Annotated in this window: 24 protein-coding genes and 1 pseudogene; 4 read left to right on the top strand and 21 right to left on the bottom strand. The window is 68.5% G+C overall.

Features of this window, described 5'->3' with window-relative positions; all coding sequences use genetic code 11:
- Positions 1-2: 2 nt before the first annotated feature.
- The 13 genes from SLUN_RS25575 to SLUN_RS25515 form a co-directional block, all read right to left on the bottom strand.
- Complete coding sequence (locus SLUN_RS25575; RefSeq protein WP_254710342.1) at positions 3-611, bottom strand: hypothetical protein; 609 nt, start codon at positions 609-611, stop codon at positions 3-5.
- 37 nt (positions 612-648) lie between these two features.
- The gene (locus SLUN_RS25570; protein WP_371413848.1) at positions 649-1,170 is read right to left on the bottom strand and encodes a pilus assembly protein TadG-related protein; all 522 of its coding nucleotides are present in this window, start codon (positions 1,168-1,170) and stop codon (positions 649-651) included.
- A gap of 62 nt (positions 1,171-1,232) precedes the next feature.
- Positions 1,233-1,469, bottom strand: coding sequence for a hypothetical protein (locus SLUN_RS25565; RefSeq protein ID WP_108154932.1), 237 nt, complete (start codon positions 1,467-1,469; stop codon positions 1,233-1,235).
- 227 nt (positions 1,470-1,696) lie between these two features.
- Positions 1,697-2,830 carry a response regulator transcription factor gene (locus SLUN_RS25560; RefSeq protein ID WP_108152055.1) on the bottom strand — a complete coding sequence of 378 codons (1,134 nt, stop codon included), beginning with the start codon at positions 2,828-2,830 and terminating at the stop codon, positions 1,697-1,699.
- 74 nt (positions 2,831-2,904) lie between these two features.
- Positions 2,905-4,215 carry a sensor histidine kinase gene (locus SLUN_RS25555; protein WP_175313986.1) on the bottom strand — a complete coding sequence of 437 codons (1,311 nt, stop codon included), beginning with the start codon at positions 4,213-4,215 and terminating at the stop codon, positions 2,905-2,907.
- Positions 4,216-4,294: 79 nt separating this feature from the next.
- Entirely contained in the window at positions 4,295-5,170 is an 876-nt protein-coding gene (locus tag SLUN_RS25550; protein ID WP_108152051.1) for a DUF5936 domain-containing protein, read from the bottom strand.
- 9 nt (positions 5,171-5,179) lie between these two features.
- Positions 5,180-6,118, bottom strand: coding sequence for a type II secretion system F family protein (locus SLUN_RS25545; protein WP_108152049.1), 939 nt, complete (start codon positions 6,116-6,118; stop codon positions 5,180-5,182).
- 17 nt (positions 6,119-6,135) lie between these two features.
- Positions 6,136-7,473, bottom strand: coding sequence for a TadA family conjugal transfer-associated ATPase (locus SLUN_RS25540; RefSeq protein ID WP_108152047.1), 1,338 nt, complete (start codon positions 7,471-7,473; stop codon positions 6,136-6,138).
- A 72-nt stretch (positions 7,474-7,545) separates the two neighbouring features.
- Complete coding sequence (locus SLUN_RS25535) at positions 7,546-7,899, bottom strand: TadE/TadG family type IV pilus assembly protein (protein ID WP_108152045.1); 354 nt, start codon at positions 7,897-7,899, stop codon at positions 7,546-7,548.
- On the bottom strand, positions 7,896-8,333 hold the full coding sequence (locus tag SLUN_RS25530; protein WP_175313984.1) for a TadE/TadG family type IV pilus assembly protein: 438 nt from the start codon (positions 8,331-8,333) through the stop codon (positions 7,896-7,898). The genes SLUN_RS25535 and SLUN_RS25530 overlap by 4 nt, the downstream gene beginning before the upstream one ends.
- Positions 8,330-9,625: a CpaE/TadZ family protein gene (locus SLUN_RS25525; RefSeq protein WP_108152043.1), complete on the bottom strand. Its 1,296-nt coding sequence runs from the start codon at positions 9,623-9,625 to the stop codon at positions 8,330-8,332. The genes SLUN_RS25530 and SLUN_RS25525 overlap by 4 nt, the downstream gene beginning before the upstream one ends.
- A 7-nt stretch (positions 9,626-9,632) precedes the next feature.
- The gene (cpaB, locus tag SLUN_RS25520) at positions 9,633-10,346 is read right to left on the bottom strand and encodes a Flp pilus assembly protein CpaB (RefSeq protein WP_108152041.1); all 714 of its coding nucleotides are present in this window, start codon (positions 10,344-10,346) and stop codon (positions 9,633-9,635) included.
- 123 nt (positions 10,347-10,469) lie between these two features.
- On the bottom strand, positions 10,470-11,348 hold the full coding sequence (locus tag SLUN_RS25515; RefSeq protein ID WP_257153794.1) for a hypothetical protein: 879 nt from the start codon (positions 11,346-11,348) through the stop codon (positions 10,470-10,472).
- A 436-nt stretch (positions 11,349-11,784) separates the two neighbouring features.
- On the opposite strand from SLUN_RS25515, the gene SLUN_RS25510 reads away from it, so the two are divergent.
- Complete coding sequence (locus SLUN_RS25510; protein ID WP_306610714.1) at positions 11,785-13,485, top strand: chitinase; 1,701 nt, start codon at positions 11,785-11,787, stop codon at positions 13,483-13,485.
- A 48-nt stretch (positions 13,486-13,533) separates the two neighbouring features.
- Here the strand turns inward: SLUN_RS25510 and SLUN_RS25505 are convergent, their stop codons facing one another.
- A complete protein-coding gene (locus SLUN_RS25505; protein ID WP_108152037.1) occupies positions 13,534-14,859 on the bottom strand; it encodes an Nramp family divalent metal transporter in 1,326 nt (441 codons plus the stop codon).
- Positions 14,860-15,084: 225 nt separating this feature from the next.
- Here SLUN_RS25505 and SLUN_RS25500 point away from each other — a divergent pair, with 225 nt between their 5' ends.
- On the top strand, positions 15,085-16,416 hold the full coding sequence (locus SLUN_RS25500) for a M14 family metallopeptidase (RefSeq protein ID WP_108152036.1): 1,332 nt from the start codon (positions 15,085-15,087) through the stop codon (positions 16,414-16,416).
- A 320-nt stretch (positions 16,417-16,736) separates the two neighbouring features.
- On the opposite strand, the gene SLUN_RS25495 is transcribed toward SLUN_RS25500, so the two are convergent.
- From SLUN_RS25495 to SLUN_RS25480, 4 genes and pseudogenes are all read right to left on the bottom strand, one after another.
- Complete coding sequence (locus SLUN_RS25495) at positions 16,737-18,209, bottom strand: GntP family permease (RefSeq protein WP_108152034.1); 1,473 nt, start codon at positions 18,207-18,209, stop codon at positions 16,737-16,739.
- A 100-nt stretch (positions 18,210-18,309) separates the two neighbouring features.
- Positions 18,310-18,720, bottom strand: a complete 411-nt coding sequence (locus tag SLUN_RS25490) for a RidA family protein (RefSeq protein WP_108152033.1) — start codon at positions 18,718-18,720, stop codon at positions 18,310-18,312.
- Positions 18,717-19,517 (bottom strand): IclR family transcriptional regulator, encoded by an 801-nt coding sequence (locus tag SLUN_RS25485; protein ID WP_108152032.1) that lies wholly within the window; start codon positions 19,515-19,517, stop codon positions 18,717-18,719. The genes SLUN_RS25490 and SLUN_RS25485 overlap by 4 nt, the downstream gene beginning before the upstream one ends.
- Positions 19,514-20,645, bottom strand: a pseudogene (locus SLUN_RS25480) (sugar kinase). Before SLUN_RS25480 ends, SLUN_RS25485 begins: the two are co-directional and overlap by 4 nt.
- Before the next feature lie 212 nt (positions 20,646-20,857).
- On the opposite strand from SLUN_RS25480, the gene SLUN_RS25475 reads away from it, so the two are divergent.
- Positions 20,858-22,177 (top strand): alanine racemase, encoded by a 1,320-nt coding sequence (locus tag SLUN_RS25475; RefSeq protein ID WP_108152030.1) that lies wholly within the window; start codon positions 20,858-20,860, stop codon positions 22,175-22,177.
- Positions 22,178-22,214: 37 nt separating this feature from the next.
- Entirely contained in the window at positions 22,215-23,846 is a 1,632-nt protein-coding gene (locus SLUN_RS25470; RefSeq protein WP_108152029.1) for an N-acyl-D-amino-acid deacylase family protein, read from the top strand.
- On the opposite strand, the gene SLUN_RS25465 is transcribed toward SLUN_RS25470, so the two are convergent.
- From SLUN_RS25465 to SLUN_RS25455, 3 genes are all read right to left on the bottom strand, one after another.
- Positions 23,824-24,453 carry an alpha-ketoglutarate-dependent dioxygenase AlkB gene (locus tag SLUN_RS25465; protein ID WP_108154930.1) on the bottom strand — a complete coding sequence of 210 codons (630 nt, stop codon included), beginning with the start codon at positions 24,451-24,453 and terminating at the stop codon, positions 23,824-23,826. The two genes, SLUN_RS25470 and SLUN_RS25465, sit on opposite strands and share 23 nt — an antisense overlap.
- A gap of 157 nt (positions 24,454-24,610) precedes the next feature.
- Positions 24,611-25,474 carry a trypsin-like serine peptidase gene (locus SLUN_RS25460; protein ID WP_108152027.1) on the bottom strand — a complete coding sequence of 288 codons (864 nt, stop codon included), beginning with the start codon at positions 25,472-25,474 and terminating at the stop codon, positions 24,611-24,613.
- A 450-nt stretch (positions 25,475-25,924) separates the two neighbouring features.
- A complete protein-coding gene (locus tag SLUN_RS25455; RefSeq protein ID WP_108152026.1) occupies positions 25,925-26,164 on the bottom strand; it encodes a chaplin in 240 nt (79 codons plus the stop codon).
- Positions 26,165-26,370: the final 206 nt, after the last annotated feature.

Raw genomic sequence — 26,370 nt, 5'->3', positions numbered from 1 at the left:
CCTCACTCGCTTCCGAGCCGAAGCGTCACTGACTGGAACGTAGGCAGCGAGAACGTCACCTGGTTCACCGTCTCCGGCGGGGCCGGGAACTGCATGAAGACAGGGACGGTGGCCTTGGCTTCGACGCTGCTGAGGGTGGTGACCAGGGGACGGTTCTCCGTGTCCCGGAGTACGTAGTAGCGCTTCTTCTCCTTGGAATCCACAAAGGTGGCTCCGGCGAGGGAACCACCGCCGACCGCCTGCGAGATCTCCAGCTCGGACCCGCGCCAGTCCGAGGTGTTCAGGAAGTCCTGGTCCGTTGTGTTCCGAAGATTCCCCTGAATCGTCACGAAGCCACCCGTGTCCCGGACGGCGGCGGTGATGTCCAGTTCGATCCCCTTTTCGCCCTTCAGGGTGGCGAGGACCTTGTCCGGCTGCGGTTGGGCGCTGCCGGGATCCCCCTTGCCCCCTTCGTCAACCGCTCCACCGTTGTCCGGGGTGGATGACTGGCCGGCGCTCGAGCTCTTGCCGGGCTTGTCACCGTCGCTGCCACATGCGGCGAGCGCCAGAGTCAGCGCCACCGCCGCGGTGGCGGCCGCCGCCGCCCTGCGCGCCTTTGAGATCTGCCGCATGTTCATCACTGCGATTCCTCTGCTAGTTGTCACTCGGTCAGTTCGCGTCGATCAGACGAACGGTGAACAGATCGGCCAGGTCGGGGACGCTGCCGAGGTCGTCCGGATCGATCAACGAGTCAATGCCCTCACAGTCGAGCTTCGCGCCGCTCAACGAGCATTTCGGCACAACAACGCCTCTGGCCGTTGCCTTGCCTTTCGTGTCCTCCGTGCCGGGGATCACCGAATCGCCGATGGTCTTCTTGGTTGCGACTCCGACGGTGAAGCCCCAGTACTCCCCGACGTAGGGATCACAGCCCTCCCTGTCCGAGTCGTTCTTCTGCGCGTATTCATCGGCGGCGGCGCAGGCGGCATCGGTGTCGAATGGGCCCTGTCCGAGGATCAGCTCCGCCCAGTCCTGCGGAAGCTTCGGCGCGAGCAGCTCGTCCACGATCTGGTCCCGGGCATCCCGGGCTGCGGCCAGCGCGGCGGCGTCGGCAGCACCCTGGGCACCGTTTCGCTGGTCGGCGTACTTGCCGACCACGAAATACGCGAACGCGAGGAAGAGCAGGCCCGCCACCACCGTGATGTAGATGGGGAAAGCCTGCCCTGCCTCGCGCTGCCCGCTCTTCGCTCCAGCTGTCAGCCGGAGGTGCCGATCACGGCCTTGATCTTGTTGCCGATCGTCGTGCCGATGTCCTGCTTCATGGTCACGACGATCGCGATGATCGCGATGACCGCCACCAGCATGCCGATGTACTCGACCGACGTCTGCCCCTTGTCGGCCCTGCGGCTCATGCGCTCGATCGCCGTGTTCTTCCACCCGTTCACACGAAGCTGCGTCGCCACGGCGGTCTTGAGCGCGAGGTCCTTCGACATGGTGTTCCCCTCCGGGTCCGGCCGGCCGTACACCGGCCGGTTCGTCAGTGGTTTCGGTGCCTTCCGCGTAACCGGCTTCCTCCTGGCCGGTGCCGCTGTCGACACGAGAAACGTACGCCGGACCCAGCGCTCCGGCAGAGGGTCCCAGGACCCAATCCAAGGCCCAAAGGGAGGGCTGGGCCCCGCCGTTCGGGGACTGAGTCCGAAAAGCTCCAGCTCTCCCCCTCTTATCGGCCATGACCGGTCGCCCCCCTCTCCGTGCCTCCACCGCCGTGGCCGCGTGCGGTTCCGAGCCATACCGCGATGGCCTCGCTGCGGCTGGTGCTGTGCAGCTTGGCGAAGATGCGGTTGATGTGGTTCTTCACCGTCTTCTCGCTGATGAAGCAGGTGGCGGCGATCTGCTGATTGGTCATACCCGACGCGATCAGGTCCATCACCTCCACCTCCCTCGAGCTCAAGCCGAACTCCACCTTGGATCCCGCCTGCTGAGCCGATCCCCGGGCCGTTGCCCGCCGCGCTTCCCAAGACTGTCCCACATTCGATTGCATACGCGAAGAGTCATGCGGCGGCTGCAATGAGTTTGATACACGAGGGCTGTTCTGGTACCCGGAGTTGACTCCCCAGCGTGGATCGGTTTGCTGCGGCTCAGCGTGTGCACTCGCACCATCGCGCTGCAGCGGGATGTCCTGAGCGCCCCCGCAGGAGACACCGCTCGTGAACACCTGCCCCAGCCCTTCGGGCAGCGGCTGCGGCTCCGCCGGAGCCGGTTCGCCGCGCATGTGAGCCAGCAGGGCGTTGGCGGCCGTGGTCGTGAAGTGGGCCCGGCCCTGCCGGGTGTCCTTCACCGCGTCCACGAGCTGGTCGGCGGTGAACTCGCCGTGGACCAGGTAGCCGCCCGCGCCCAGGCGCAGCGCCTCGTGCACGATCTCGCTCTCACGGCTGTACGTCAGCATCAGCACCGGCGCGATACGCGCCAGATGGGGCAGTGCGGAGATGCCGTCGACACCCGGCATCCGGACATCGAGCAGCACCACGTCGGGACGGTGGTACTGGGCCATCTCATAGGCCTGCCGTCCGTCGGCGGCCTCCGCGACGACCGCGATGTCCTCGCGGCCGGAGAGCAGTGCATGGAGCCCGGCCCGTACTACGGGGTTGTCGTCGGCGACGACGACCCGGAGCGGGGCCGGTGCCACCGGAGCGGGGAGGGCGGGAAACCCTCCGGATGCCGCGGCCGGCGGGGGAAGCGGTACATGGGCAGGAGTGTGCTCGGAGCGGATGGGTGTGCTGTGCGCCGAAATGTGCTGGGACACGTGCGACTTCGGCGCCTGCTGTCCGGATGTGTACGACGAGTCGTCCGGCATGGTGCGGCCTCCTTTCAGAGTGTCTAGGGACTTCTGCGGATGGGGATGCGGATGGGGATGGGGATGGGGACCTGCTACTGCGTGAACGATGGGTGGGGGACGGCCTGCGGGCCGCTGGGCCGCAGTGCGCTGACCGGGAGCTCGAGGCGGACTTCGGTTCCTTTGGTCGCCCGACCGCGTCCGATCCGGATACGGGCTCCGATTCCGGCGGCGCGCTCGACCATGCCGACGAGACCGAAGTGGCCCGCCCTTCTGAGGTCGTCGAGCGAGATGCCGGGCGGCAGTCCGCGTCCGTCGTCGTAGACGCTGATCCGTAACGCCCCGTCCACAACGCCCACGGACACGTCGACATAGGTGGGCCGGGCATGACGATGGGCGTTCTCCATCGCCTCGGAGGCGATGGTCAGCAGGTGGCGGGCGACGGCGTGCGGGACGTCGGGGACGGGCGCGCTGCCGAGGGAGCGCCAGGTCGCGCGCAGGCCGGTCCTCCGGGCGAAGTCGTCCGTACGGGCCACGAGTTCGGCGACCACATCGACCCCGGCGGCGCCGGGATCGGTCTGCCGTCGCAGGTCGGAGAGCAGTTCGCGGGACTCGGCGGCAGCGCGGCGGGCGGATCTGGCGACCATCTCGGCCTGGTGCTTGACCGTGAGCGGGTCCATCCGGCCGGCGGAGGACGCCAGGCCGTCGGCGGCCAGAGCGACGCCGTGCAGGGTCTTGGCGACGGAGTCGTGCATCTCGCGGGCCAGGCGGGCGCGTTCGCCCTCGATGGCCTCGGTCACCGCGAGCCGTGAACGTACGTCGCTGAGCGCCTGGGTCGCCGTACCGAAACGGAGCATCAGCTGGCGCAGACTCACTCCGACCGCTCCCAGCACGGCGCAGAGACCGGGAAGGAGGGTGGAGCCGGCGATGGAGACCCTGAGCTCGGCATTGGCGGCGTAGGCGGCGAAAATGATCAGGATGGTCAGTGCGGCGAAGACTCCGGCGCCCCGCCAGCCGTAGACGAGGCCGGCCAGCAGCGGCGTGCAGATCGTGACATAGCTCAGCGGGCTCGCCGGTGTCGCGGTGATCAGCAGCAGCGCGCCGAATACGGAGTCGATCCCGAGCAGCCAGGGGTGGCGCAGCAGCAGCGGACCGAAGCGCTCCCAGTCGCGGAAGAGAAGGTAGGAGCCCATGAAGGTGAGCAGGATCGCGAGGCCGACCAGAAGGGTCGGCCAGCCCGAGGCGGTACCGACGACGGCGAAGGGGGTGGCCAGCGCGATCATGGCCAGACGGAACCCGAACACCTGGCGGCACATGGCCTGGAGCGCGCTGAGCTGAATCTTGAGCGCGGGTTCGGCGACGGTGTCGTCGGCGGAGAACGTGCTGAGGCCGCCGCCTCTCCTCATGGCGCTCGCCGCTCCGGCGGCCGCCGGGTGAAATGCCATGGGTCCTTCCCCCTTCCTCGGGCTCTTCCGGATCTCCTGGTCATCCGCCGAAGTTCATGCCCGAGCCCAGGAACATCCCCGCGCCGATCAGCAGGATGGTGGCCGGGACCATGAGCATCGTGACGATGCCGGTCGCCTGAGGGACGGCTTTGGACGCTCTGCGCCGGGCGTTCTGGGCGTCCGTACGGCGCATGTCGTTGGCGATGGCTATCAGCGTGTCGACGATCGGCGCACCGAGCTCCTCGCCCTGCTGAAGTGCGGTGACGAACTGCGCGACCTGCTCGGAGGCATTGCGCTTACGGAGCTGTTCGAAGGCGTCACGCCGGCTGACGCCCATGTCCATCTGACGCAGGGTGATCTTGAGTTCGTCGGCCCACGGGCCCTGGTACCGCTCCGCCACCCGGTCCAGCGCCTGTCGGAAGCCGAGGCCCGCGGAGACGACGACCGCCAGCACGTCGAGGAAGTCGGGAAGCGTGCGCTCGATGGCTGCCCTGCGCGCCCGGGTGGCCGCCCAGATTCCGACCTCTGCCCACCAGATGCCGAACGCCACGAACAGCAGGGCGAGGAAGGGGTGTGCGTTGATGATCAGGGCGAACGCCCCCAGCGCGCCGATGAATCCGTAGACGGCACGGCGGGCGGCATAGCGGTCCACGGTCAGACCACCCGGGTTGCCCGCCATGTCGAGCCGTACCCGGAGTCTGTTGACGCGCTTGGGGCCCATCATCCGCAGTACGGCCGGCGCGTAGCGCATGCCGAGGCGGTCGACGCCGCTGCCGACGGCGCTGGTGCGGGTGGCGCCCACTTCGAGGGCGACGGCGAGGTCGGAGGGAAGCTTGGCATCCGCGCGGTAGAGCCTGATCCCGTAGAAGATGCCGGTGATGCACAGGCCTGCGGCTAGTGCGAGCAGCAGATCCATTGCGCCTCCTCAGACTTCGATCTTGGCCAGTCGGCGGACAAGGAAGAACCCGACCAGATACAGGCCGAGCGCGAGGAGGACGATGGCCTGCCCCAGCGTGTTTCCGGTGATCTTGTCGAGTGCCCCGTCCCAGACGCTGTCCATGAACATCAGCATCGCCAGGCCCATCCCCGGCACGATGTAGGCGGTCAGCGTCACCTGCGACAGCTGCGTTCTGACCTCGCGCCGGGTCTCCTTGCGCTCTTCCAGCGTCTCCGTGAGGTTGCGCAGAGAGCTCACGATCGCTCCTCCGGAGCGGTTGGAGAGTACGAGGGTCGTGACAAGAACGACCAGCTCCCGGGAGGGCAGCCGGTCCGCCAGCTCGCCCAGCGCTTCATCGATCGAGTGCCCGATGGCCAGCGCGTTCGCGACCTTGGCGAGTTCGTCTCCGGCGGGCTCCTCCAGCTCTTCGGCGGCCAGGCTGATCGCCATCCGCAGGGCGAGACCCGCCTGCGTGGCGTTGGCGATGATGCGCGAGAGCTCGGGCAGCTGGTTGATGAACTTCTCAATGCGCTTCTGGCGCTGCCAGTTGAGGAAGGCGAACGCGGACCAGAGGGCGATCAGGCCCGCGATCGGCCCGAAGAAGGAGGCGAGTACGGAGCTCGCGAGCAGCCAGAAACCGGCGACGGCGGCGACCATGTAGACGAAGAACTCGCCAGGAGTGAGATCGAGCCCGGTGGCGGCGAGCCTGAGTTCGATCTTCTTGCCGAAGCCGGTCTGCTTCAGCCTGCGGTCCACACCCCTGAAGCGCCGTCGCCGCCCCGCGGTGGTGATCTGCTGCGTCGACGACAGGCGCTGCTCCAGCGCCGCGCGCTGGGCCCGGCCCGAGGCGTACGTATGGACGCCCGCGATCAGGAGCGCGCTGAAGAGCAGTGTGGCGCCGATCGTCAGCTGATCCAGTCGAGTCATTTCGTGGCACCTACTCGCTACTTGGCTTCTCGGGAGGCGAGCTGTTCCTCGGACTGTGCGATACCGAATGCCTGAGGTACCGACTGGCTGGCCATATAGAGGCGGTCGGCGATCCGGCGGGTCACCGGGTAGTACTCGAAGTGGCCGTCGATCTTTCCGTCGGCGCCCATCGGCCGGCCGACGAAACGGCAGATCGAGACGATCCGGTAGGGCTCGCGGCCGTGCGAGTCGAGGATCGCGATCTCGGTGATCTTCCGGGAGCCGTCCGCGTGGCGGGTGAGCTGCACGATGACATCGAGTGCGGAGTTGATCTGGTCCTGCAGCGCGGCGAAGGGGACCTCCACCTCGGACATCGAGGCGAGGGTCTGCAGTCGCATCAGCGCGTCCTCGGCACTGTTGGCGTGGACGGTGGCGAGCGAGCCGTCGTGGCCGGTAGACATTGCCTGGAGCATGTCAAGCGTCTCGCCGCCGCGCACCTCACCCACGATGATGCGGTCGGGGCGCATACGCAGGGAGTTGCGGACCAGGTCGCGGATGGTGACCTGGCCCTTGCCCTCGACGTTCGGGGGCCGCGACTCCAGCCGGATGACATGCGCCTGCTGCAGCTGAAGCTCGGCCGAGTCCTCGATGGTGATCACACGCTCGCCCTCGGGGATCAGTCCGGAGAGGGCGTTGAGCAGGGTCGTTTTACCGGTGCCGGTGGCGCCCGACACGATGATGTTCATCTTGGACTGCACCAGCGCCGAGAGCAGATAGAGCATGGGGTCGTCCAGCGACCCGAGGCCGATCAGCTCCCGCAGCGTGAAGGCCCGGGGGAAGCGGCGGATGGTGAGCGTCGCGCCCGTCAGGGAGAGCGGAGGGATGATCACATTGACCCGCTCGCCGCTGGGGAGGCGCGCGTCGACCATGGGATTCGACTCGTCCACCCGGCGGTTGACGGTGGACACGATGCGCTCGATCGTCTGCATCAACTGGTCGTTGGAGGCGAAGCGCATCGGGAGCTGCTCGACCCGGCCACCGCGCTCGACAAAGATCTGGTCCGGGCCGTTGACCATGATCTCGGAGACGGACGCGTCCTCGAGGAGCGGTTCGAGGATGCCGAGGCCGAGGGCTTCGTCGACGACCCTGCGGATCAGCTGGGCGCGCTCGACCGTGGAGAGGACTGGGCCTTCCCGGCTGATGATGTGGCCGAGTACGCGCTCCAGGCGGACGCGCCGCTCCACCGCGGCGAGCGCCGACATCTCCGCGAGGTCGATCTCCTGAAGCAGCTTCGCCCGGTAGGTCGCGACGAGATGGCCGTCCTCACGGTTCCCGCCGTTCTCCTCGGGGGCACCTCGGCGCTCCAGAAGGCTCATCAGTACTCCAACTGTTCGGCTGTGCGGGGCTGTTCGGCTGCGCTGCACTGTTCGGCCGTGCTGGGCCGTTCGTCAGTCACGGGGCATCGTGGACGTACGCTTCACCGGGTCGAAGTCGAACCCCGGAATGATCGAGGGAATCCGTACCGTGGCCGTCGCCTCGGCGTCGTCGAAGGAACCGCCCATGTCGACACGGGTGCCCCCTCGGACGAGGTCGCTGACGGCAGCCTCGCCGGCCGCCCTGCCTTCGGCGTCACTGCCCTGAGAACCGATACGCGCGGCGGTCCGGGCCGCCGTGCCGGCCTGCTGCATGGTGTACGCCGCGAGACCGAACTGCACCAGACAGATCCCCACGAGAATCAGGATCGGCAGGAATCCGATGTACTCGACCGCGGTCACGCCCCTGTCGTCTCTGCGCCTCTTCATGGGCTCAGCCCCTCCAGCGGTGAACTGGCCTTGCCGGTCACCGTGCCGAACGAGTAGTCGATCAGGCCGGGTATGAGCACGGGCACCTTCACACCGACGCTCGCCCGCATCGAGGCGTGGCCCAGGTCCGCACCGCAGTTCGCCGTGAACGAGTAGTCGGGGTCGGCGACTCCCAGGCGCGCGCCCTCCTGGCACTGCGCGTCCTGGTCCGCCTCCAGGTAGTTCACGGCCGCCTCGTGCGCCGCCCGGTCCGCCCCGTTCCCCGCCAGGGTGTACGCGTAGCCGAACAGCACGGCCTGCCAGAGCAGCACACACGTAAGGAGAATGACCGGCAGCATGCCGATGAACTCGACCGCGATCTGACCTCGGTCGCGCTCCCGTCCGCAGTGGTCGTCGTCATGGCGGAGTCTGCCGACCACCCATCGTGTTCTCATCCCCCTGCCCCTCTCTTCCCGTCCTTCGACGCGTCCTCACGCGAGCGGCGTCCGAAGGTGAGCGACCCACGGTCGTTCGCGGCCCTTCCGCCCCTCGCCCTGCCCTTGCCCTCGTTCTCCGCCGTTTTCACCAGACCGAGCTCTCCGGCCAGGCCCCACAGCGCCTGTTTCACGGTGCTCTTGGCCTCCAGGTCCTGCATCCGGCCGGCGTCGACCGCGCCCTGGAGCTCCTTGAAGTTCGACGGGACGGCGATGCGCGCCACCCGGGTGCCGGTGATCCGTTCGATCAGCGGCGGCTGGATCTCGGTGTTGCGCGTATGGCGGTTGACGAGGGTGACGGTCTCCTCCGCCTTGCGGATCTGCAGCCGGTCCCAGAGCCTGACCATGCGTTTGGCCCCGCGCACCGCGACCACGTCCGGGGTCGTCACCAGGACCGCCGTCTCCGCCATCTCGATGGCCGTGGCGTTGGCGCTGCTCATCTGCGAGCCGCAGTCAATGACCACGACCTGGTAGCGCTGGCGCAGGGCGCTGACGACCTGCCGTGCCGCCCGGTCGGTGACCTCCTCGCCGCGTTCGCCCTCGGCCGGCGCGAGCAGCAGGCCGAGCCCGGTCTCGTGGCGGAAGACCGCGTCCTGGAGCACGCGCGGCGAGATGTCCTGGATGCCGGCCAGGTCCACGATGGAGCGGCGGAACTGCACATCCAGATACGAGGCGATGTCGCCGGACTGCAGATCCATGTCGACGAGCGCGGTGTGATGGCCGGAAGCCTGGGCCGCCAGGGCCAGTTGGACCGCGATCAGCGTGGTGCCCACGCCGCCCTTGCCGCCCGCGATCGCCACGACCGTGCCACCGGGACCGGAGAAGACCTCCGAACCCTGCCCGAGGTGCCGGCGTACGCCCACCGACCAGCCGGCCGCGGCCTGGACCCGGGTGACCAGCTCCTCGTAACTGAGCGGCAGTCCGATCAGACCTCGCGCACCCGAGTCCATGGCGGCCGAGAACAGCCCGGGGCTGGCATCCGAGGTGACGAGCACAACCCCGACCGCCGGGAACCGGAGCGCCACCTCCCGGATCACCTCGAGCGCCGGCACCGGCCCGATCCGCTCGTGTACGAGGACGACCTCGGGCAGCTCATCGATCGACTCTCCGGCCAGCCGGGCGAGTGTGTCGATGAGCGTGGTCGAGTCGCCCACCGGGCTGGCCGGCTCCGCGTCCGGGAGCTGGCTGAGCAGGGTGGTGATGGATCGGGCGGCTTCCGCGTCGCCGACCGCCGGAATGATTCGCGTGGTCATGCGGCCCTCACTTGTTCTTGTCTTCGTCGAGGGTGTAGGTGCCGTCCCCCGGACGCAGCGTGGTGGGGCTGCCGTTGCCGAGGAGGGCCAGCCGGACGTGTTCGGCGAAGGACTCGGCGTAGGCGAGGCGCTGGGCGTCCGTGGTGTTGAGCGCGAAGGTGATCGGCACGGCCTGGGTGAGTGCCCTGTCCCGGTCGTTCTTGTCGGGCTTGAGTGCGGTGATCTGGCCGACGTCGATGACCTTGGCGTTGGGGACGATGATGCGGGACTGGTCCACTTCCCCGTCGTCCTTCCCGGCGAAGGTGGCGAAGATATTGACCAGGGAACCGGGTGTGATCTTGCCCGCCACGCCGGTGGCCGCGTCGATCATGATGGCGATCTCCTGCTCGCCATTGCCGACAGCGGGCTTCTTCACCATCATGTCGTCCTGCAGCAGCGAGCCCCGCTTGAGCTGAGTAACGGCGATCTTGCCGTTCACCACCGCGAGATCGGTGACCGCATTCTGCGACAGCCAGCGCTTCGGCATCGAGAATTTCTCGAACTGCCCAGGCTCCAGGGCCGTGTAGGGCGCCACATCGGTTTTGATCCGGTACGCCGTGACCTCGGGACCGACTTTGGAATTCACATCGCTGATGACGGACAGGACACCGGCGAACACACCGAAGGCGCAGAGAACCGACAGGAGCAGAAGTATGACGCCACGGCGCTGACGTGAATTCATGAGCGGGAGAACCTCGTTCAGAAGCGTTGACGGAGCGGACAGAGTCGGAACTGTGCACGGTGCCTGAGCTGCTGCGGCGGGGCCTGCGAGGTGGAACGTCCGGGAAGCGGCCCCCGTCTCCGGTTACGGCCGCTGATGCATGGGGGTCCCTTGTCTCAGGACACCAGGTGCGCGTGGTTGGTTCTCGGCAGGGGCGAGCGGCGCCGAGCAGAAGCCACAGCGATCGCCTATGAGTTCAATTCCGCACCAGGTGCACACCTCTCGCCGTACGGACGAAACCAGCTGGTAGAGCACGGAGATATCGGGCAGGTAGGCAGCGAATTCGATCATTCTGGCCGTACCCCACCAGCCCGGGGAGTCGGCAGGAAGCGCGGTCTCCTGCATTCCCTGCACCTGCCACGCCGGAGCGAGCGTCGAGGTCACCCAGTCCGACTGCAACTGTCCTTTTGCCACCAGGAGTTGGGTACCGAACTCGGGACCGGCGAGCTGTCCGGCGCCGATCCTGACCAATTGCGGGCCGGGATTGGCCAGTACACCGAACTGCGAGCCCGGCACCCAGGACTTGGCATGGGACTTCAGGCTCACCGGAACGCGGTCGAGCTTGGTGACGGAGTTGAGCACCGCACCCGCGTAGATGTAATGGGAGAGCAGACGGGCGGCGGAGGCGACGACCCCCGCACTGAAGTCACAGATCGACAACTGCCGTAACTGGCGCACCAGTACGGCCACACCCAGCGGCGGCAGATCCAGTCGCAGGAACGCTATCCGGTCGCTCTCCAGGACCGACCGGACGGTGTACAGCCGACGTTCGTGGGCGACGGGGAGGGACGCCGGATAGAGAGCGATCACATATCCGTGCTGCTCCAGCAGGACGGTCATGTCGGCGAGCGCGGCATCCAGGGGCTGAGCGTCGGGCGCCGGCAGCAGAGCGGCCGTGGGGGTCTGGTGGTCGGTAGGCGGTAGCACCAGATCGGCACTGGTCACAGCTATTGCGGTCGGCACGCTGGTTCCCCGTTCAGCTCCGGACGCCGGGGTTCCGGCGACCGCAGATACCTACAACTCCGTGCTTCTGCTCCAGCACTTTATCCACGACGTACGAGGCAGAGAACAGCTTTCAGATCACTGGGCCACAACCCGCACACGCTCCGCACAGGCGAAAACGGGCGAAGGCGTCAGAGGTTAACTCTCGTTTCACGGGAGCGAATTCGATCGCTCCCAGGTTGCGGGACGAGGCCTGAGCCCCCGGCTGTGGAGCGGGGGCCCGTAGAGCGGACCCGCACGGCGGCCGACCGAGAGCTCGGCCCTTCACCGGCGCGTGTATACGAATCGGTGCCAGAGGCCTTGACAACCCTATTGGTCTGGACCAGTTTGTACGCCCAGCGGTGGCCACCGTTCCGTATCCCCTCCACACCCCCAACTCCCCCACCGGAGGCAGCAAGTGGACCGCACCACACGCTCACGAAGATGGCTCGGCGGAGCCCTTGCGCTCGCCCTCGGAACCGGTCTCTCCCTCATGGGCATCTCAGGGACCGCACAGGCCGCCGACATCAATGTCGCCAAGAACGCCGGCTTCGAGTCCGGGCTCGCCAACTGGACCTGTTCCGCCGGCAGCGGCGCCACCGTCTCCTCGCCCGTGCACGGCGGCGCCTCCGCCCTCAAGGCGACGCCCGCCGGCCAGGACAACGCCAAGTGCACCCAGACCGTGTCGGTCAAGCCCAACTCGACGTACACGTTGAGCGCCTGGGTCCAGGGCGGTTACACCTACCTCGGCGCGAGCGGCACCGGCACGACGGACGTCAGCACATGGACGCCGGACTCCGCCGGCTGGAAGCAGCTGTCCACCACCTTCACGACCGGCGGCAGCACGACCTCGGTGACGGTCTACACGCACGGCTGGTACGGACAGACCCCCTACTTCGCCGACGATGTCAGCGTCTTCGGCCCGGACGGGGGCGGCGGCGGTGACCCCGACCCGGTCGTGCCCGCGACCCCGGCCGGCCTCGCGGTGGGCTCGGTGACCTCGTCCTCCGTGGCGCTGTCCTGGAGCACGGTGACGGGCGCGACGGGCTACAACCTCTACCAGAACGGCGCCAAGGTGCAGTCGGTGAGCGGAGCCTCGGCGACCGCGACGGGACTGAGCGCCTCGACCTCGTACTCGTTCCAGGTTTCCGCGACCAACGCGGCCGGTGAATCCGCGAAGTCCTCGGCGGTGACCGGCACCACCTCGGCCTCCGGCGGCGGGGGCGGCGGGACGGTGCCCAAGCACGCGGTGACCGGCTACTGGCAGAACTTCAACAACGGCGCGACCGTGCAGAAGATCAGCGATGTGCCGGCCAACTACGACATCATCGCGGTCTCCTTCGCCGACGCCACAGGTACGCCGGGCGGTGTCACCTTCAACCTCGACTCGGCCGGGCTCGGCGGCTACACCGTCGCCCAGTTCAAAGCCGACGTCGCGGCCAAGAAGGCGGCGGGCAAGTCGGTCATCATCTCGATCGGCGGCCAGAACGGCACGGTCACGATCAACGACGCGGCCTCCGCGACGAACTTCGCCAACTCCGTCTACGCGCTGATGCAGGAGTACGGCTTCAACGGCGTCGACATCGACCTGGAGAACGGGCTCAACGCCACCTACATGACGCAGGCGCTCAGGTCCCTCTCCTCGAAGGCAGGCTCCGGCCTGGTCATCACGATGGCGCCCCAGACCATCGACATGCAGTCGACGTCGAACGAGTACTTCAAGACGGCGCTCAACATCAAGGACATCCTGACCGTCGTCAACATGCAGTACTACAACAGCGGTTCGATGCTCGGCTGCGACGGCAAGGTCTACTCGCAGGGCTCGGTGGACTTCCTCACCGCGCTCGCCTGCATCCAGCTGGAGGGCGGCCTGACGCCGGCCCAGGTCGGGCTCGGCCTGCCGGCCTCCACCAGCGGCGCGGGCAGCGGCTATGTCTCGCCGACGATCGTGAACAACGCCCTCGACTGCCTCGCCCGGGGCACGAACTGCGGATCGTTCAAGCCGTCCAGGACGTACCCGTCGCTGCGCGGCGCGATGACCTGGTCCACGAACTGGGACGCGAAGTCGGGCAACGCCTGGTCGAACGCGGTCGGACCGCACGTGCACGGCCTCCCGTAGCCGACGGCCTGCTGGGCGTGTGCGTGCACACGCCCAGCAGGCCGGACATCAGAAGAACTCCGCCCACGGCTGGTCCGTGATCTGCTTCACGCACAGCACGAGGAACAGCAGCCCCGCGATCACCAGCATCGCGTTGCTGAGCATCCCGTTCCGCCACTCCCTCGGCGTACGGCTCGAGTTGAGCAGCCAGACCAGCGTCAGCGCCAGGAACGGCATGAAGGCCGCACCGAGGACTCCGTAGATGATCACCAGCCGGAACGGCTGCTCCTGGAACAGCAGGATCATCGGCGGGAAGGTCAGCCACAGCAGATACGCCCGGAAGGGCACCGACTTCTCGCGCCTGCCCGCGGCCACCGCCTCGCCGCTGAGCTCGGTCTCCGAGGCGCCGGCCCGGTCCTTGCGATAGCGCTCCACAAAGTCCGCGAACATCAGGCTCACGCCGTGCCAGACGCCGATCAGCGAGGTGAAGGACGTGGCGAAGAAGCCGATGAGGAACAGCTTGGCGGTGGCGGAGCCGTAACGGTCCGCCAGGATGTCGCTGAGCTGGATGAGCCCCTTGTCGCCGCTCGCGATGGCGACGCCCGAGGAGTGCAGCATCTCCGCGCCGACGAAGAGCATCGCCACGACGAAGATGCCGGTGGTGACGTACGCGACGCGATTGTCGAGGCGCATCACCTTCATCCAGCCCGAGTTTGTCCAGCCCTTCGCGTTCACCCAGTAGCCGTACGCCGCAAGGGTGATGGTGCCGCCGACTCCGCCGATCAGGCCGAGGGTGTTGAGGATCGAGTCCTTCTCGTCGGGCAGGACGGGCAGCAGTCCGGCGAAGGCGTCGCCGAGGTTCGGGGTGACCCGGATCGCCAGATAGACGGTGACCACGAACATCACGCCGACCAGCACGGTCATGACCTTCTCGAACACTTCGTACTTGTTGAACCAGACGAAGACCAGGCCGACGACTCCGGTGAGCATCGCCCACCATTTGAGGCCCATCACGTCCGGGAACAGCGCCTGGAGCGGCAGACCGCTGGAGGACATCGCGGCGGCTCCGTACACAAAGCCCCAGACGACGACGTAGACCACGAAGAACCACGTGGTCCAGCGGCCAAGGTCGGTCCAGCCGTCGAAGAGGGTACGTCCGGTGGACAGATGCCAGCGGCCGGCGGCCTCGGCGAGCGAGATCTTGACCAGACAGCCGATCACCGCGGCCCACAGGAGTGTGTAGCCGAAGTTGCTGCCCGCGATGAGCGTGGCGACGAGATCGCCCGCGCCGACGCCGGTCGCCGCGACGACGATTCCGGGTCCGATGTATTTCCAACTCGATTTACGGGGGAGGGAGATGGACTCGTCGGTCGCGCTGTCCGTGGTGCTTGCCATGGGGGGCCGCCTTCCCAGTCGTTCGGGCGTGTGACTCGGATCACCAAAGCGGCGGTCGAGTGATCGCGCAAGGGGGCGGCGTCGGGTTGTTGACGGTGGGTATGGCTTTATGGCCGAAGCCCACCCCTTGACCGGGCCATGCCATACCCCCACGATATGCGCACGCACCCGCACCACGCGTGTCGCTAATGCACTACCCCCCACACTCCACACCCAGGAGACAGCATGCGACGTCGTATCCGCGCGAGCGGAAGAAAGACCGCTGCCTTCGCGGCCCTGCTGGCACTCGCCGTTGCCGCACCCCTCACCGCGAATGCCACCGCATCGCCGCCGCCGCCCGTTGCCACGGACGAGGACATCCGCCAGTACGAGATCCACATCCACTCCAACAAGGTGACGCGTACCGCGCTGGCCAGAACCGGCGTGACCATCGACGACACGGACGGACATATCGTCGTCGTCTCCGCGGACCCGACCGAGGCCGCCAAACTCAAGGCGCTCGGTTTCGAGCTGGAGCCGGTGGCCAAGGTCCCCGACCGCTCCGGCGGCGCGGCCGTACGGCCGATGGACTTCCCTGGCGCCGACTCGAAGTACCACAACTTCGCCGAGATGACCGCGGAGATCGACCAGCGGATCGCCGCCCACCCGAACATCATGAGCAAGCGGGTCATCGGCAAGAGCCACCAGGGCCGGGACATCGTCGCGATCAAGATCAGCGACAACGTCGGCACCGACGAGGCCGAGCCCGAGATCCTCTTCACCCACCACCAGCACGCGCGCGAGCATCTCACCGTCGAGATGGCGCTCTACCTGCTGCGCGAGCTCGGTGACGACTACGGCACCGACTCCCGGGTCACCAACGCCGTCAACGGCCGCGAGATCTGGATCGTGCCGGACCTCAACCCGGACGGCGGCGAGTACGACATCGCCACCGGCTCCTACCGCAGCTGGCGCAAGAACCGCCAGCCCAACTCCGGTTCCTCGTACGTCGGTACGGACCTCAACCGCAACTGGGCCTACAAGTGGGGCTGCTGCGGCGGCTCTTCGGGCAGCAAGTCGTCCGACACCTATCGCGGCACGGCCGCCGAGTCCGCGCCCGAGGTGAAGGTCGTCGCCGACTTCGTGCGCAGCCGGGTCGTCGGAGGCAAGCAGCAGATCAAGGCCGGCATCGACTTCCACACCTACAGCGAGCTGGTGCTCTGGCCGTACGGCTACACGTACAACGACACCGGCCCCGGCCTCACCCAGGACGACCGGGACGCGCACGCGGCTGTCGGGCAGAAGATGGCCGCGAGCAACGGCTACTCGCCGGAGCAGGCCAGCGATCTGTACATCACGGACGGCACGATCGACGACTGGCTGTGGGGCGCGCAGAAGATCTTCAGCTACACCTTCGAGATGTATCCGGGGTCCTCCGGCGGTGGCGGCTTCTACCCGCCCGACGAGGTGATCGAGCGCGAGACCAGCCGCAACCGGGACGCCGTGCTGCAGCTGCTGGAGAACGCGGACTGCATGTACCGCTCGATCGGCAAGGAGCAGCAGTACTGCACCGCCTGATCCGCGTACGTACATGAGAGGCGCCCGGGACGGCATCGTCCCGGGCGCCTCTGCTAGGGCCTCTCGTTTGGATCTTGCCGGGCTCGCGTGCCCTGGCACGCACGCTCGCCGCGTTGTCGTCGGTCGGCATGGCTCCGCCATGCCTCCATCCTCCGCCTTGCGATCGCACGCACCACGGTGACATCGGCCGCTCCGCGCCGGGCCGCTCACTCATCCGGCCTGATCCAAACGAAAGACCCTAGGCCCGCGCATCAGCCGAAGGGGATCGTCCACTGCGCGAGTCGCTCATGAGTCAGCACGGCGGGAACACTGCCCATACGTCACACGGCCAGGCTCAGCGCCGCCGCCACCGCGAAGCCCGCGACCGAGAGCACCGACTCCAGCACCGTCCACGACTTGAGGGTGTCGCGCTCGGAGATGCCGAAGTACTTGGCGACGATCCAGAAGCCTCCGTCGTTGACATGCGAGGCGAAGATCGAGCCGGCCGAGATCGCCATGATGACCAGCGCCAGGAAGGCCTGCGAGTGGCCGCCGTTCTCCACCAGCGGCAGCACGATGCCGGCCGTGGTGACGATCGCGACCGTCGCCGAACCCTGGGCCACGCGCAGCACCAGCGAGATCAGGTAGGCGAGGACGATGACCGGCAGGCCGACGTCGTTGAAGGTGTCGGAGAGCGCCTGCGCGACACCGCTCGCCTTGAGTACGGCTCCGAAGATGCCGCCCGCGCCGACCACGAGCAGGATGTTGCCGACCGGCTTCAGCGACGATGTCGACACGGACTCGAGCGACTTGCGGGACCAGCCGCGCCGGAAGCCCAGCAGGTAGTACGCCAGCAGCAGCGCGATCGTCAGGGCGACGAAGGGGCTGCCGAAGAACTCGATGACCGAACGAGGCGTGGACGGGTCAAGGGCGATGGAGGAGAACGTCGCGGCGAGGATCAGGATCAGCGGCGTACCGATGATGGCCAGCACCGTGCCGAGCGCGACCGGCCGCTCCTGCGGGGCGCGGCCGGCGGCCGTCTGCTCGGCGAGGACGGCGGCCTTCGCGTCCTCGGCGGCTTCCACCATGTCCTGCGGGACCTCGACGAACAGGCGCTTGCCGATCCACGCGGCGTAGACCCAGGCGGCGAGGACCGCGGGTATGCCGACGACGAGGCCCATCAGGATGACCCAGCCCAGCGAGACGTGGAACAGGCCGGCGGCGGCCACCGGGCCGGGGTGCGGCGGCAGGAAGGCGTGGGTCATCGACAGACCGGCCAGCAGCGGCATCGCGTAGAGGATGATCGACTTGCCGGAGCGCTTGGCGGCGGCGTACACGATCGGCGCGAGGACGAAGATGCCGACGTCGAAGAAGACCGGGATACCGAAGATCAGGCCGGTGAGTCCCATCGCGAGCGGAGCGCGCTTCTCGCCGAAGAGATGCAGCAGGCGCGAGCTCAACACCTCGGCGCCGCCGGACACTTCGAGGATCGCGCCGAGCATGGTGCCCAGACCGATGATGATCGCCACGTGTCCGAGGATGCCGCCCATACCGGTCTCGATGACCGAGACGGCGGCGGACCTCTGGACGGTGCCGAAGAGTTCGGTGACGGAGAGGCCGGCGGCCAGGCCGACGGCTATGGAGACGGCGAGCAGCGCGACGAACGGCTGCAGCCGGACCTTGATGATCAGGAAGAGCAGGAGCGCGATACCGAGGGCGGCGACGGTCAGCAGTCCGGCGGTGCCGTCGATGAAAAGGAGGAGACCGCCGGTGTGGGGCAGGGCGGGTGGTGGCGCGTCAGCGGCGAGCATCATGGCGGGGGACCTCGTTGTTCGGGGATTTTTGGGTGTGCGGGATCGCGGCACGGCGCTCGGGGGACGAGCGCCGCGCCGTACAACTGCGGGTTCAGGAGGATCAGCCCAGGACTGCCAGGGCGTCGATCTCGATGAGCAGGCCCTTGGGCAGGCCGACGTAGACCGTCGTACGGGCGGAGGCGGGCTCCTTGAGGCCCTGCTCCTCGAAGTACGTGTTGTAGATCGCGTTCATCTCGGCGAAGTGGTCGACATCCGTGAGGTAGACGCGGGTCATCATCACGTCGTCCCAGCTCGCGCCGCCCGCTTCGAGGACCGCCTTGACGTTGGCGAGGGTCTGGAGGGTCTGCTCACGCAGGGCCGGCCCGGCGGGCGTCGGCGGCTGCCCCTCGACGGCGGGCAGGAAGCCGACCTGGCCGGCGACCTGAAGGATGTTCCCCTTCCGCACCCCGTGGGAGAACTTTGCGGGCGGGGCGGTGTGGGTGGCGGGGGTGATCGCGGTCTTCTCGCTCATGAAGCTTCCTTCGGTGGGGTGTTGCCGCGGGGTGTCCGGGGGCCGTCCCCGGAAGGTGCGGCGCCGGAGTACTCCCGGCTGATGACGTCGGCGGTCCGTCGCACCAGTGGGAGAAGGCTGAGGAGTTCCTCGGCGGTGACGACGACATTCGGCGCGGAGACCGACATTGCGGCGACGACCCGGCCGTCCGCACCACGGATGGGGGCGCCGATGCAGTTGATGGACTCCTCGTGGCCACCGAGGTCGGTGGCCCATCCCTGTTCCCGCACCACCGCGAGTTCCTTGAGGAAGGCGACGCGGTTCGGGATCGAACGGGATGTGTACATGGGGTAGTCGAGCTTCTCGGCGAGGGCGCGCCGCTCGGCCTCGGGCAGGTCGGCGAGCAGCAGTTTCGCCACCGCCGCCACGGTGATCGCGACGGGCTTGCCGATCCGGGAGTACATCCGGACCGGATAACGGCTCTCGACCTTGTCGATGTAGAGGACCTCGCTCTCCTCGTACACCGCGAGGTGGATGGTGTGCCCGATCTGCTCGTTGAGCGCGACGAGGTGGGGGTGGGCGATCTCGCGTACGTCGAGGTTCTCGACGGCCTCCTGCGCGAGCGCGAACAGCCGGGCGCCGAGGCGGTAGCGCTGGTCCTGCTGGCGGTAGACGAGTCCGTGCTCGTGGAGCGTACGGAGCAGCCGCAGCGCGGTGGACTTGTGTACGCCGAGGCGTTCGGCGACCTGTCCGAGGTCGGCGGGCCCCTGGGCGAGCAACGGAAGAATGCTCAGCGCGCGGTCGACGGTCTGGCTCATGCGGTAGGTACCTCCACCTGGTCCTGCGGGTCCTGCTCCGTGGCCGCGGTCCAACCGGGGCCGAGTCGCAGTGTGCCCCAGGCGGGCCCGTCGAGTGCGGCCAGCCGGTCGGCGTGTGCGCGCCCCGGCGGCACGGCGAGATCCCCGGCGACGGTGAGGGTGGCGGCGGCCATGAGATGCCCGTGCCGCAACCGGTCCCGGGGGGGCAGCCCGCGCAGGGTGGCGGAGAGGAACCCGGCGGCGAAGGCGTCCCCGGCCCCGACGTGCGCGACGACGTCGACGCGGGGTGCGGGCATGAAGGTGACGGCATCGGGGCCGGCTACGCCGGCACATTCAGCCCCGCCGGCGTTTGAGGCGCGGGGTCGGGGCGGAGCCCCGGTTCGGGAAGGGCGGGTAGGGGACAGGCTCCGCGCAGCGGACGTATGCCACCGCTCCCTGCGCACCCCTCTTCACCACCAGCACCTCCGGTTCCGGCAGCGCCGCGCGGATCGCCGGCCCACCCCGCAGACCCCACGCCGCCTCCGCCTCGTCCTCCCCGACGAAGACGATGTCCGCGCCCCGCGCGAGGTCGAGGAGGACCCGCGGACCCTCCGCGTCGCTCCACAGGTTGACGCGGTAGTTCACGTCGAAGGAGACGAGCGGGCGGCCCGCGGTGCGGGTGGTCAACTCGCGCAGCAGGGCGAGGCAGTCCGCCGACAGCGCCGCGGTGATCCCGGACAGATGCAGGATCCGCCCGGACCACAAGTCGTTGTACGGCATCGTCGGCGGCGACATCGCCGACGCCGCCGACCCGGCCCGGTAGTACACGACCTCCGCGCGGCCCGCGCCCGCGTCCTCGCCCGCGTCCTCGCCCCGCGAACCCGTCGCGCGCTCGCCCGCCGTACGGAAGTAAATCCCCGTCGGGCGGTGCGCATCGCGCTGCACCGCCGAGGTGTCGACGCCGTACGACGCGATCGCCGCGACCAGATGCTCGCCGAAGCCGTCCGCGCCCACCCGGCTGACCCACTTCGCGCTGTGCCCCGACGCCGCCAGTCCGCATGCCACATTCGACTCGGCTCCGCCGATGCCCCGTACGAACGACGGCACTTCGGCGAGGCGTCCCGGCCGGGTGGGCAGGAACGTGACCATGGACTCGCCAAGACAGACGACGTCGACGGGTCCGGACACGGTCGCGGTCACAATCGCTCGAGCTCCTCGCTGATCGGTACTGGGCGGGCACAGGACACCATTGACCCGGCGTTGGCTCGGATGTTAGACAGCGCTGAGCGACGTACGCAATGGGTGTTGCAGAGAACGCAACGCGACAGAATAGACGGACTGCAATCTCCCGAGGAGGCCCCATGGCTGCCGACCACACAGCCGGACACCCCACCCCGCTCGACCGCCTCGCCGACGAGAGCGTCGACCACCGTTTCAAGGCGCTCCCCCCGGACGCCGAGACCGCGGGTCTGACCGTAGGCGCCCTCGCCGCCGAGCGCCGCAACCTCTTCACCGGCGGCTTCACCACCCCCGTACTCGCCCTCTCCGCCGAGTCCGTCGAGCACAACCTCGCCCTCCTCGAGACGTACTCCGAGCGCCATGGCCTCGCCTTCGCGCCCCACGGCAAGACCTCCATGTCGCCGCAGCTCTTCGCCCGGCAGCTGGAGTACGGCGCCTGGGGCATCACCGCCGCCGTCCCGCACCAGGCCCGCGTCTACCGCGCCTACGGCATCCAGCGGATCTTCCTCGCCAACGAGGTCGTCGACGCCGCCGCCCTGCGCTGGCTCGCGCACGAGCTGGACACCGACCCCGGCTTCCGCTTCATCTGTTACGTCGACTCGGTACGCGGCGTCGCGCTGATGGACGAGGCGCTGCAGGGCACGACCCGCCCCCTCGACGTGGTCGTGGAGCTCGGCGCCGGCGAGGGAGCCCGTACCGGCGCCCGTACGGAAGCCGACTGCGCCGCCGTCGCCGACGCGGTGGCCGCGACCGGGACGCTTCGTCTCGTCGGCGTCGCGGGCTACGAGGGCGAGGTCCCCCAGGCCGACGGCGACCGCGTACGCGCCTGGGTGCGCCGGCTCACCGCCCTCGCCGCCGACTTCGACAAGGCGGGCCTCTTCGCCGCCGCCACGGGCACCGACACCGGCCTCGAGGAGATCGTCATCAGCGCGGGCGGCAGCGCCTGGTTCGACGCGGTGGCGGACGTCTTCGCCGAGATCCCCGAACTCTCTCTCCCCGTACTGAAGTTGCTGCGCTCCGGCGCGTACGTCTCGCACGACGACGGCCACTACCGCCACCTCACCCCCTTCAACCGCATCCCCCAGGAGGGCACCCTCCAGCCCGCGTTCCGCCTCTGGGCCCAGGTCATCTCCCGCCCCTCCCCCGACCAGGCCTTCATCAACGCGGGCAAGCGCGATGCCGCGTACGACCTCGACCTGCCCGAGGTCCAGGTCGTCCGCGACGCCCGCACCGGCGAGATCCGCCCGGCGACCGGCATCACGGTCAGCGCCCTGTCGGACCAGCACGGCTGGGTGCGCACGACGGGGGACGCGGTGCTGGAAGTGGGCGACTGGGTCGGGATGGGGCTGTCGCACCCGTGCACGAGCTTCGACAAGTGGCAGCTGATTCCCCTGGTGGAGGCGGACGGCACTGTCACGGACTACATCCGCACGTTCTTCTGACCATGCGGGGCTCCGCCCCCCAGAGAGGCACAGCCCCATGGACCTCGTCTTCCGCAACGCCCGCGTCATCGACGGCACCGGCGGGCCCTCGTACCGCGCCGATGTCGCCATCGACGACGGCCGCGTGGCCGAGATACGCCGCGAGGGCGCGGGCACCGGCCCCCGCCCGACCGGCACACGCACCCTCGACGCCGCCGGCCTCGCCCTCTCCCCCGGCTTCATCGACATGCACGCCCACAGCGACCTCGCCCTCCTGCGCGACCCCGCGCACGAGGCCAAGGCCGCCCAGGGCGTCACCCTCGAAGTGCTCGGCCAGGACGGTCTGTCCTACGCGCCCGTCGACGACGCCACCCTCACCGAGGTCCGCAAGGCCATCACCGGCTGGAACGGCGACGGCTCCGACATCGACTTCGACTGGCGCACGGTCGGCGAGTACCTCGACCGCCTCGACCGGCAGGGCATCGCCGTCAACGCCGCGTACCTCATCCCGCAGGGCACCGTCCGGATGTACGCCGTCGGCTGGGACGACCGCCCCGCCACCCGCGCCGAGATCCAGCGCATGAAGCAGCTCGTCGCCGAGGGCCTGGAACAGGGCGCCGTCGGCATGTCCTCCGGCCTCACCTACACCCCCGGCATGTACGCCGATGACAGCGAACTCACCGAGCTCTGCCGGGTCGTGGCGCAGTACGGCGGCTACTACTGCCCGCACCACCGCTCGTACGGCGCCGGTGCCCTCCAGGCGTACGAGGAAATGGTCTCCCTCACCCGCGACGCCGGCTGCGCCCTCCATCTGGCCCACGCCACCATGAACTTCGGCGTGAACAAGGACAAGGCCCCCGACCTGCTCGCCCTGCTCGACGACGCGCTGGACGCCGGCGCGGACATCAGCCTCGACACCTACCCGTACACCCCCGGCTGCACCACGCTCGTCGCGATGCTGCCGAGCTGGGCGAGCGAGGGCGGCCCGGACGCGATCCTGACGCGCCTGCGCGACGACGGGACGGCCGAGAGGATCCGCCACCACATGGAGGTCATCGGCTCGGACGGCTGCCACGGCGTCCCGATCGAGTGGGACACCATCGAGATCTCGGGCGTGAGCGACACCGGGCTCGCCGACTGCGTCGGCAGGACGATCGCGCACTCGGCAGCCGAGCGCGCCGAGGCCCCCTGGGTCACGGCCCGCCGTCTGCTGATCAACGACCGCCTCGGCTCGACGATCCTCCAGCACGTCGGCCACGAGGAGAACGTCCGGCAGATCATGCGACACCGGGTCCACACGGGCGGCAGCGACGGCATCCTCCAGGGCTGCAAGCCGCACCCCCGCGCGTACGGCACGTTCCCCCACTATCTCGGCCGGTACGCAAGGGAGCTGGGCATCCTCTCCCTGGAGGAGACGGTCGCCCACCTCACCTCCCGCCCGGCCGCCCGCCTGCGCCTGCCGGACCGCGGTCTGGTCCGCGAGGGCTACCGCGCGGACCTGGTCCTCTTCGACCCCGACACGGTCGCGGCGGGCTCTACCTTCGAGTCCCCTCGTACGCTGCCGGTCGGCATCCCGCATGTGCTGATCGACGGCAGGTTCGTGATCGAGGAGGGCCGCCGCACGGATGTCCTGGCCGGCCGCTCGGTCCGCCGTACGGAGCGACGGCCTAGTGCACGCCCCGCGTCCTGAACTGGATGCTGACCCGCGGCCCCACCGACCGCGCCGTCTTCGGCACCGCGTGCTCCCAGGTCCGCTGGCACGAGCCGCCCATCACGATCAGGTCGCCGTGCCCGAGCGGCCTGCGCAGCGGGAGGCGGCCGCCGCCCCGGGGCCGCAGCACCAGATCCCGCGGGGCGCCGACCGACAGAATGGCGACCATGGTGTCCGCCCGGGACGCCCGCCCGCCCGTGTCGCCGTGCCAGGCGACGCTGTCCCGGCCGTCGCGGTAATAGCAGAGCCCGGCCGTGGTGAAGGGCTCACCGAGCTCCGCCGCGTAGTGCGCGGAGAGCGCGTCGCGGGCCTCGTCCAGGACGGGGTGTGGCAGGGCATCCCCTTCCTGGTAGGAGGCGAGCAGCCGGGGCACCGCCACCACCTGCTCGTACATCTGCCGGCGCTCGGCCCGCCAGGGCACACCGGAGGACAGGCTTTCGAAGAGGGCATCCGCTCCGCCGAGCCACCCGGGCAGTACATCGATCCAGGCCCCGTGCCCGAGCTCGGTCCGCCGGACACCCTCCAGCGGACCGAGCCGGATCTCGTCGGTCTGGTCGAACAGTGAGCCCTGCAGATGTGCGGCCATGTCTTCCAGGATAGCCGGAAAACCGAACACACGCTCGAATCATTCGGGTGACAGGAGCCCCTTGCCGGCGGGGACGATATCGGCGACGGGAGCGAGGATGGACTGTCCGCCCCTGCTGTCCGCGCTGTGCAACGGCAGGACCCCGCGGCCGGTCACGCTACGGCTTCGGAAGCGCGCAGCCCGCCCGGCCCAGGTCGATCTTGTTGTCGAGACCCACGCACGGGACTATCCCGTACGTCTCCTGGCCGTAGTTGATTCCCTGACGCACCGTCACCGTCCCGTTCTCGTCCACCTCGCACGGGTTGTTGTCGGTGCAGCGCCGGCCGTCCTCATTACCGGTGTTGTTGACCGCGACCACCTTGCCGGTGGCGTTGTCGATGACCGGCGAGCCGGAGGTGCCGCCTATGGTGTTGCAGCTGGAGGTGTAGCGGACCGAGTCCTTCCAGGTCCACTCACCCTCCTTGAGGCGGTACGCGAAGCCGTCGATGCTGCAGCTGTAGATCCGCTTCCAGTAGCCCGAGACGACCTTGATGGCGGTGCCCCGCACCGGGTGCGCGGCGTTGATCTCGAGCGCCTTGATGCCGTAGCTGCCCTCTATCTGGGCGTAGGTGCGGGTGAGTTGGTACAATGAGATGTCGGTGTCCGTCATCGTCGCGTACGCGATCTTGCTGGCCCGCAGCGTGGCGACTCTGCTGCCCGCGGAGTTGAGAAGGCCGAAGCTACGGCTTGACGGCTGATCGACGATGACCTCGCCGGCGGACGGGAAGCCGCTCTCGATGCAGTGCCCGTTGGAGAGTACGAGGGCGGGGTCGTCCGGCTCCGATGCGGGCATCCGCACCACCGATCCGGAACAGTTGCTGAGCGACACCGTGCCCGCGAAGTCGACCGCCTTGACGGAGACTTGGGGATCGGTGGAGGTGGCGGCCGGTGCCGTGTCCGCGGTGGTGGCCGCGATCGCGGGTGCCGCGCCCGCCCCGAGGAGTGCCAGGGCGAGGAGCACGCCGACGAGAGGCTTGTTCATGTGGGGGTCCCCTCTTGCGACTTCAGTGACCGAAGGGTCTTCGGTTTGTCATGCGCATTGTTGGGGGATCCGCCTCGGCCGACAAGTGACGGTTTCCGGTCAGATGCCTTCCGTGGCGATGAGCCTGGCCATCCTTTGGGACCGGGGCGAAAATCCGTTCCTGCTGTACCCCGCCGCCGTACCCCGGGAGTGACTTCGCCCGCGGGCGCGCGTTTGCCGTCGACTCGCCTACCGTACGGCGCAGATGGGCAGCGAACCGGAAGAGCATCCCGGCCCGCCCGCTCCGCGCAGGGGCCGGCTCCGTGAGCGGCACCCGGTCTGATTCCACCAGCAGGTGATACAGGGATCCCGGTATTCATTTCCGGTGCGGCTGAACAGACTCCTGGATACACGACCGGGGTGATGCCCCGGGTGGTACCCGTGACATCACCCCGATGAGGCGAATCGTGGTCAGTCGTTGACCGCACCGTTGCTGAAGGCCGGGTTGAGCGCGCCGATGACGTTGGCGGTGTTGCCCGTCGCATTGACCGGCACGTGCACGGGGGCCACAACCATGTTGCCGGAGCCCACGCCCGGCGAGCTGGAGGCGGCGCCATCCGCGCCGGCGTCGGCGAACGCGGATCCGGCAGTGGCACCAGCGGCGAGACCCGCGGCGGCGAGCACCAGGGCGGCCTTCTTGGCAGTCTTCATGGAAATAGCACCTTCTGTCCGATGTCTTGCCCACCAGGGGGCTTACAGCGAACGAAAACGGAATACGCATTGGAGATGACACGGCCTACGAGACAGGTGCACCCTGTATGGCCCAATAGCGGTAACAGCAGCGCAACATGTGCCCCGATTCCCAGTGCGCGCCAGACAGGCCAATTGGGTGAACCGGGAGAACCAATCCTCCCAAG

Source organism: Streptomyces lunaelactis (assembly GCF_003054555.1).
GTDB lineage: Bacteria > Actinomycetota > Actinomycetes > Streptomycetales > Streptomycetaceae > Streptomyces > Streptomyces lunaelactis.
Note: the sequence above shows the minus strand (reverse complement) of the source record. Positions and strands in the feature narration are given on the sequence as shown.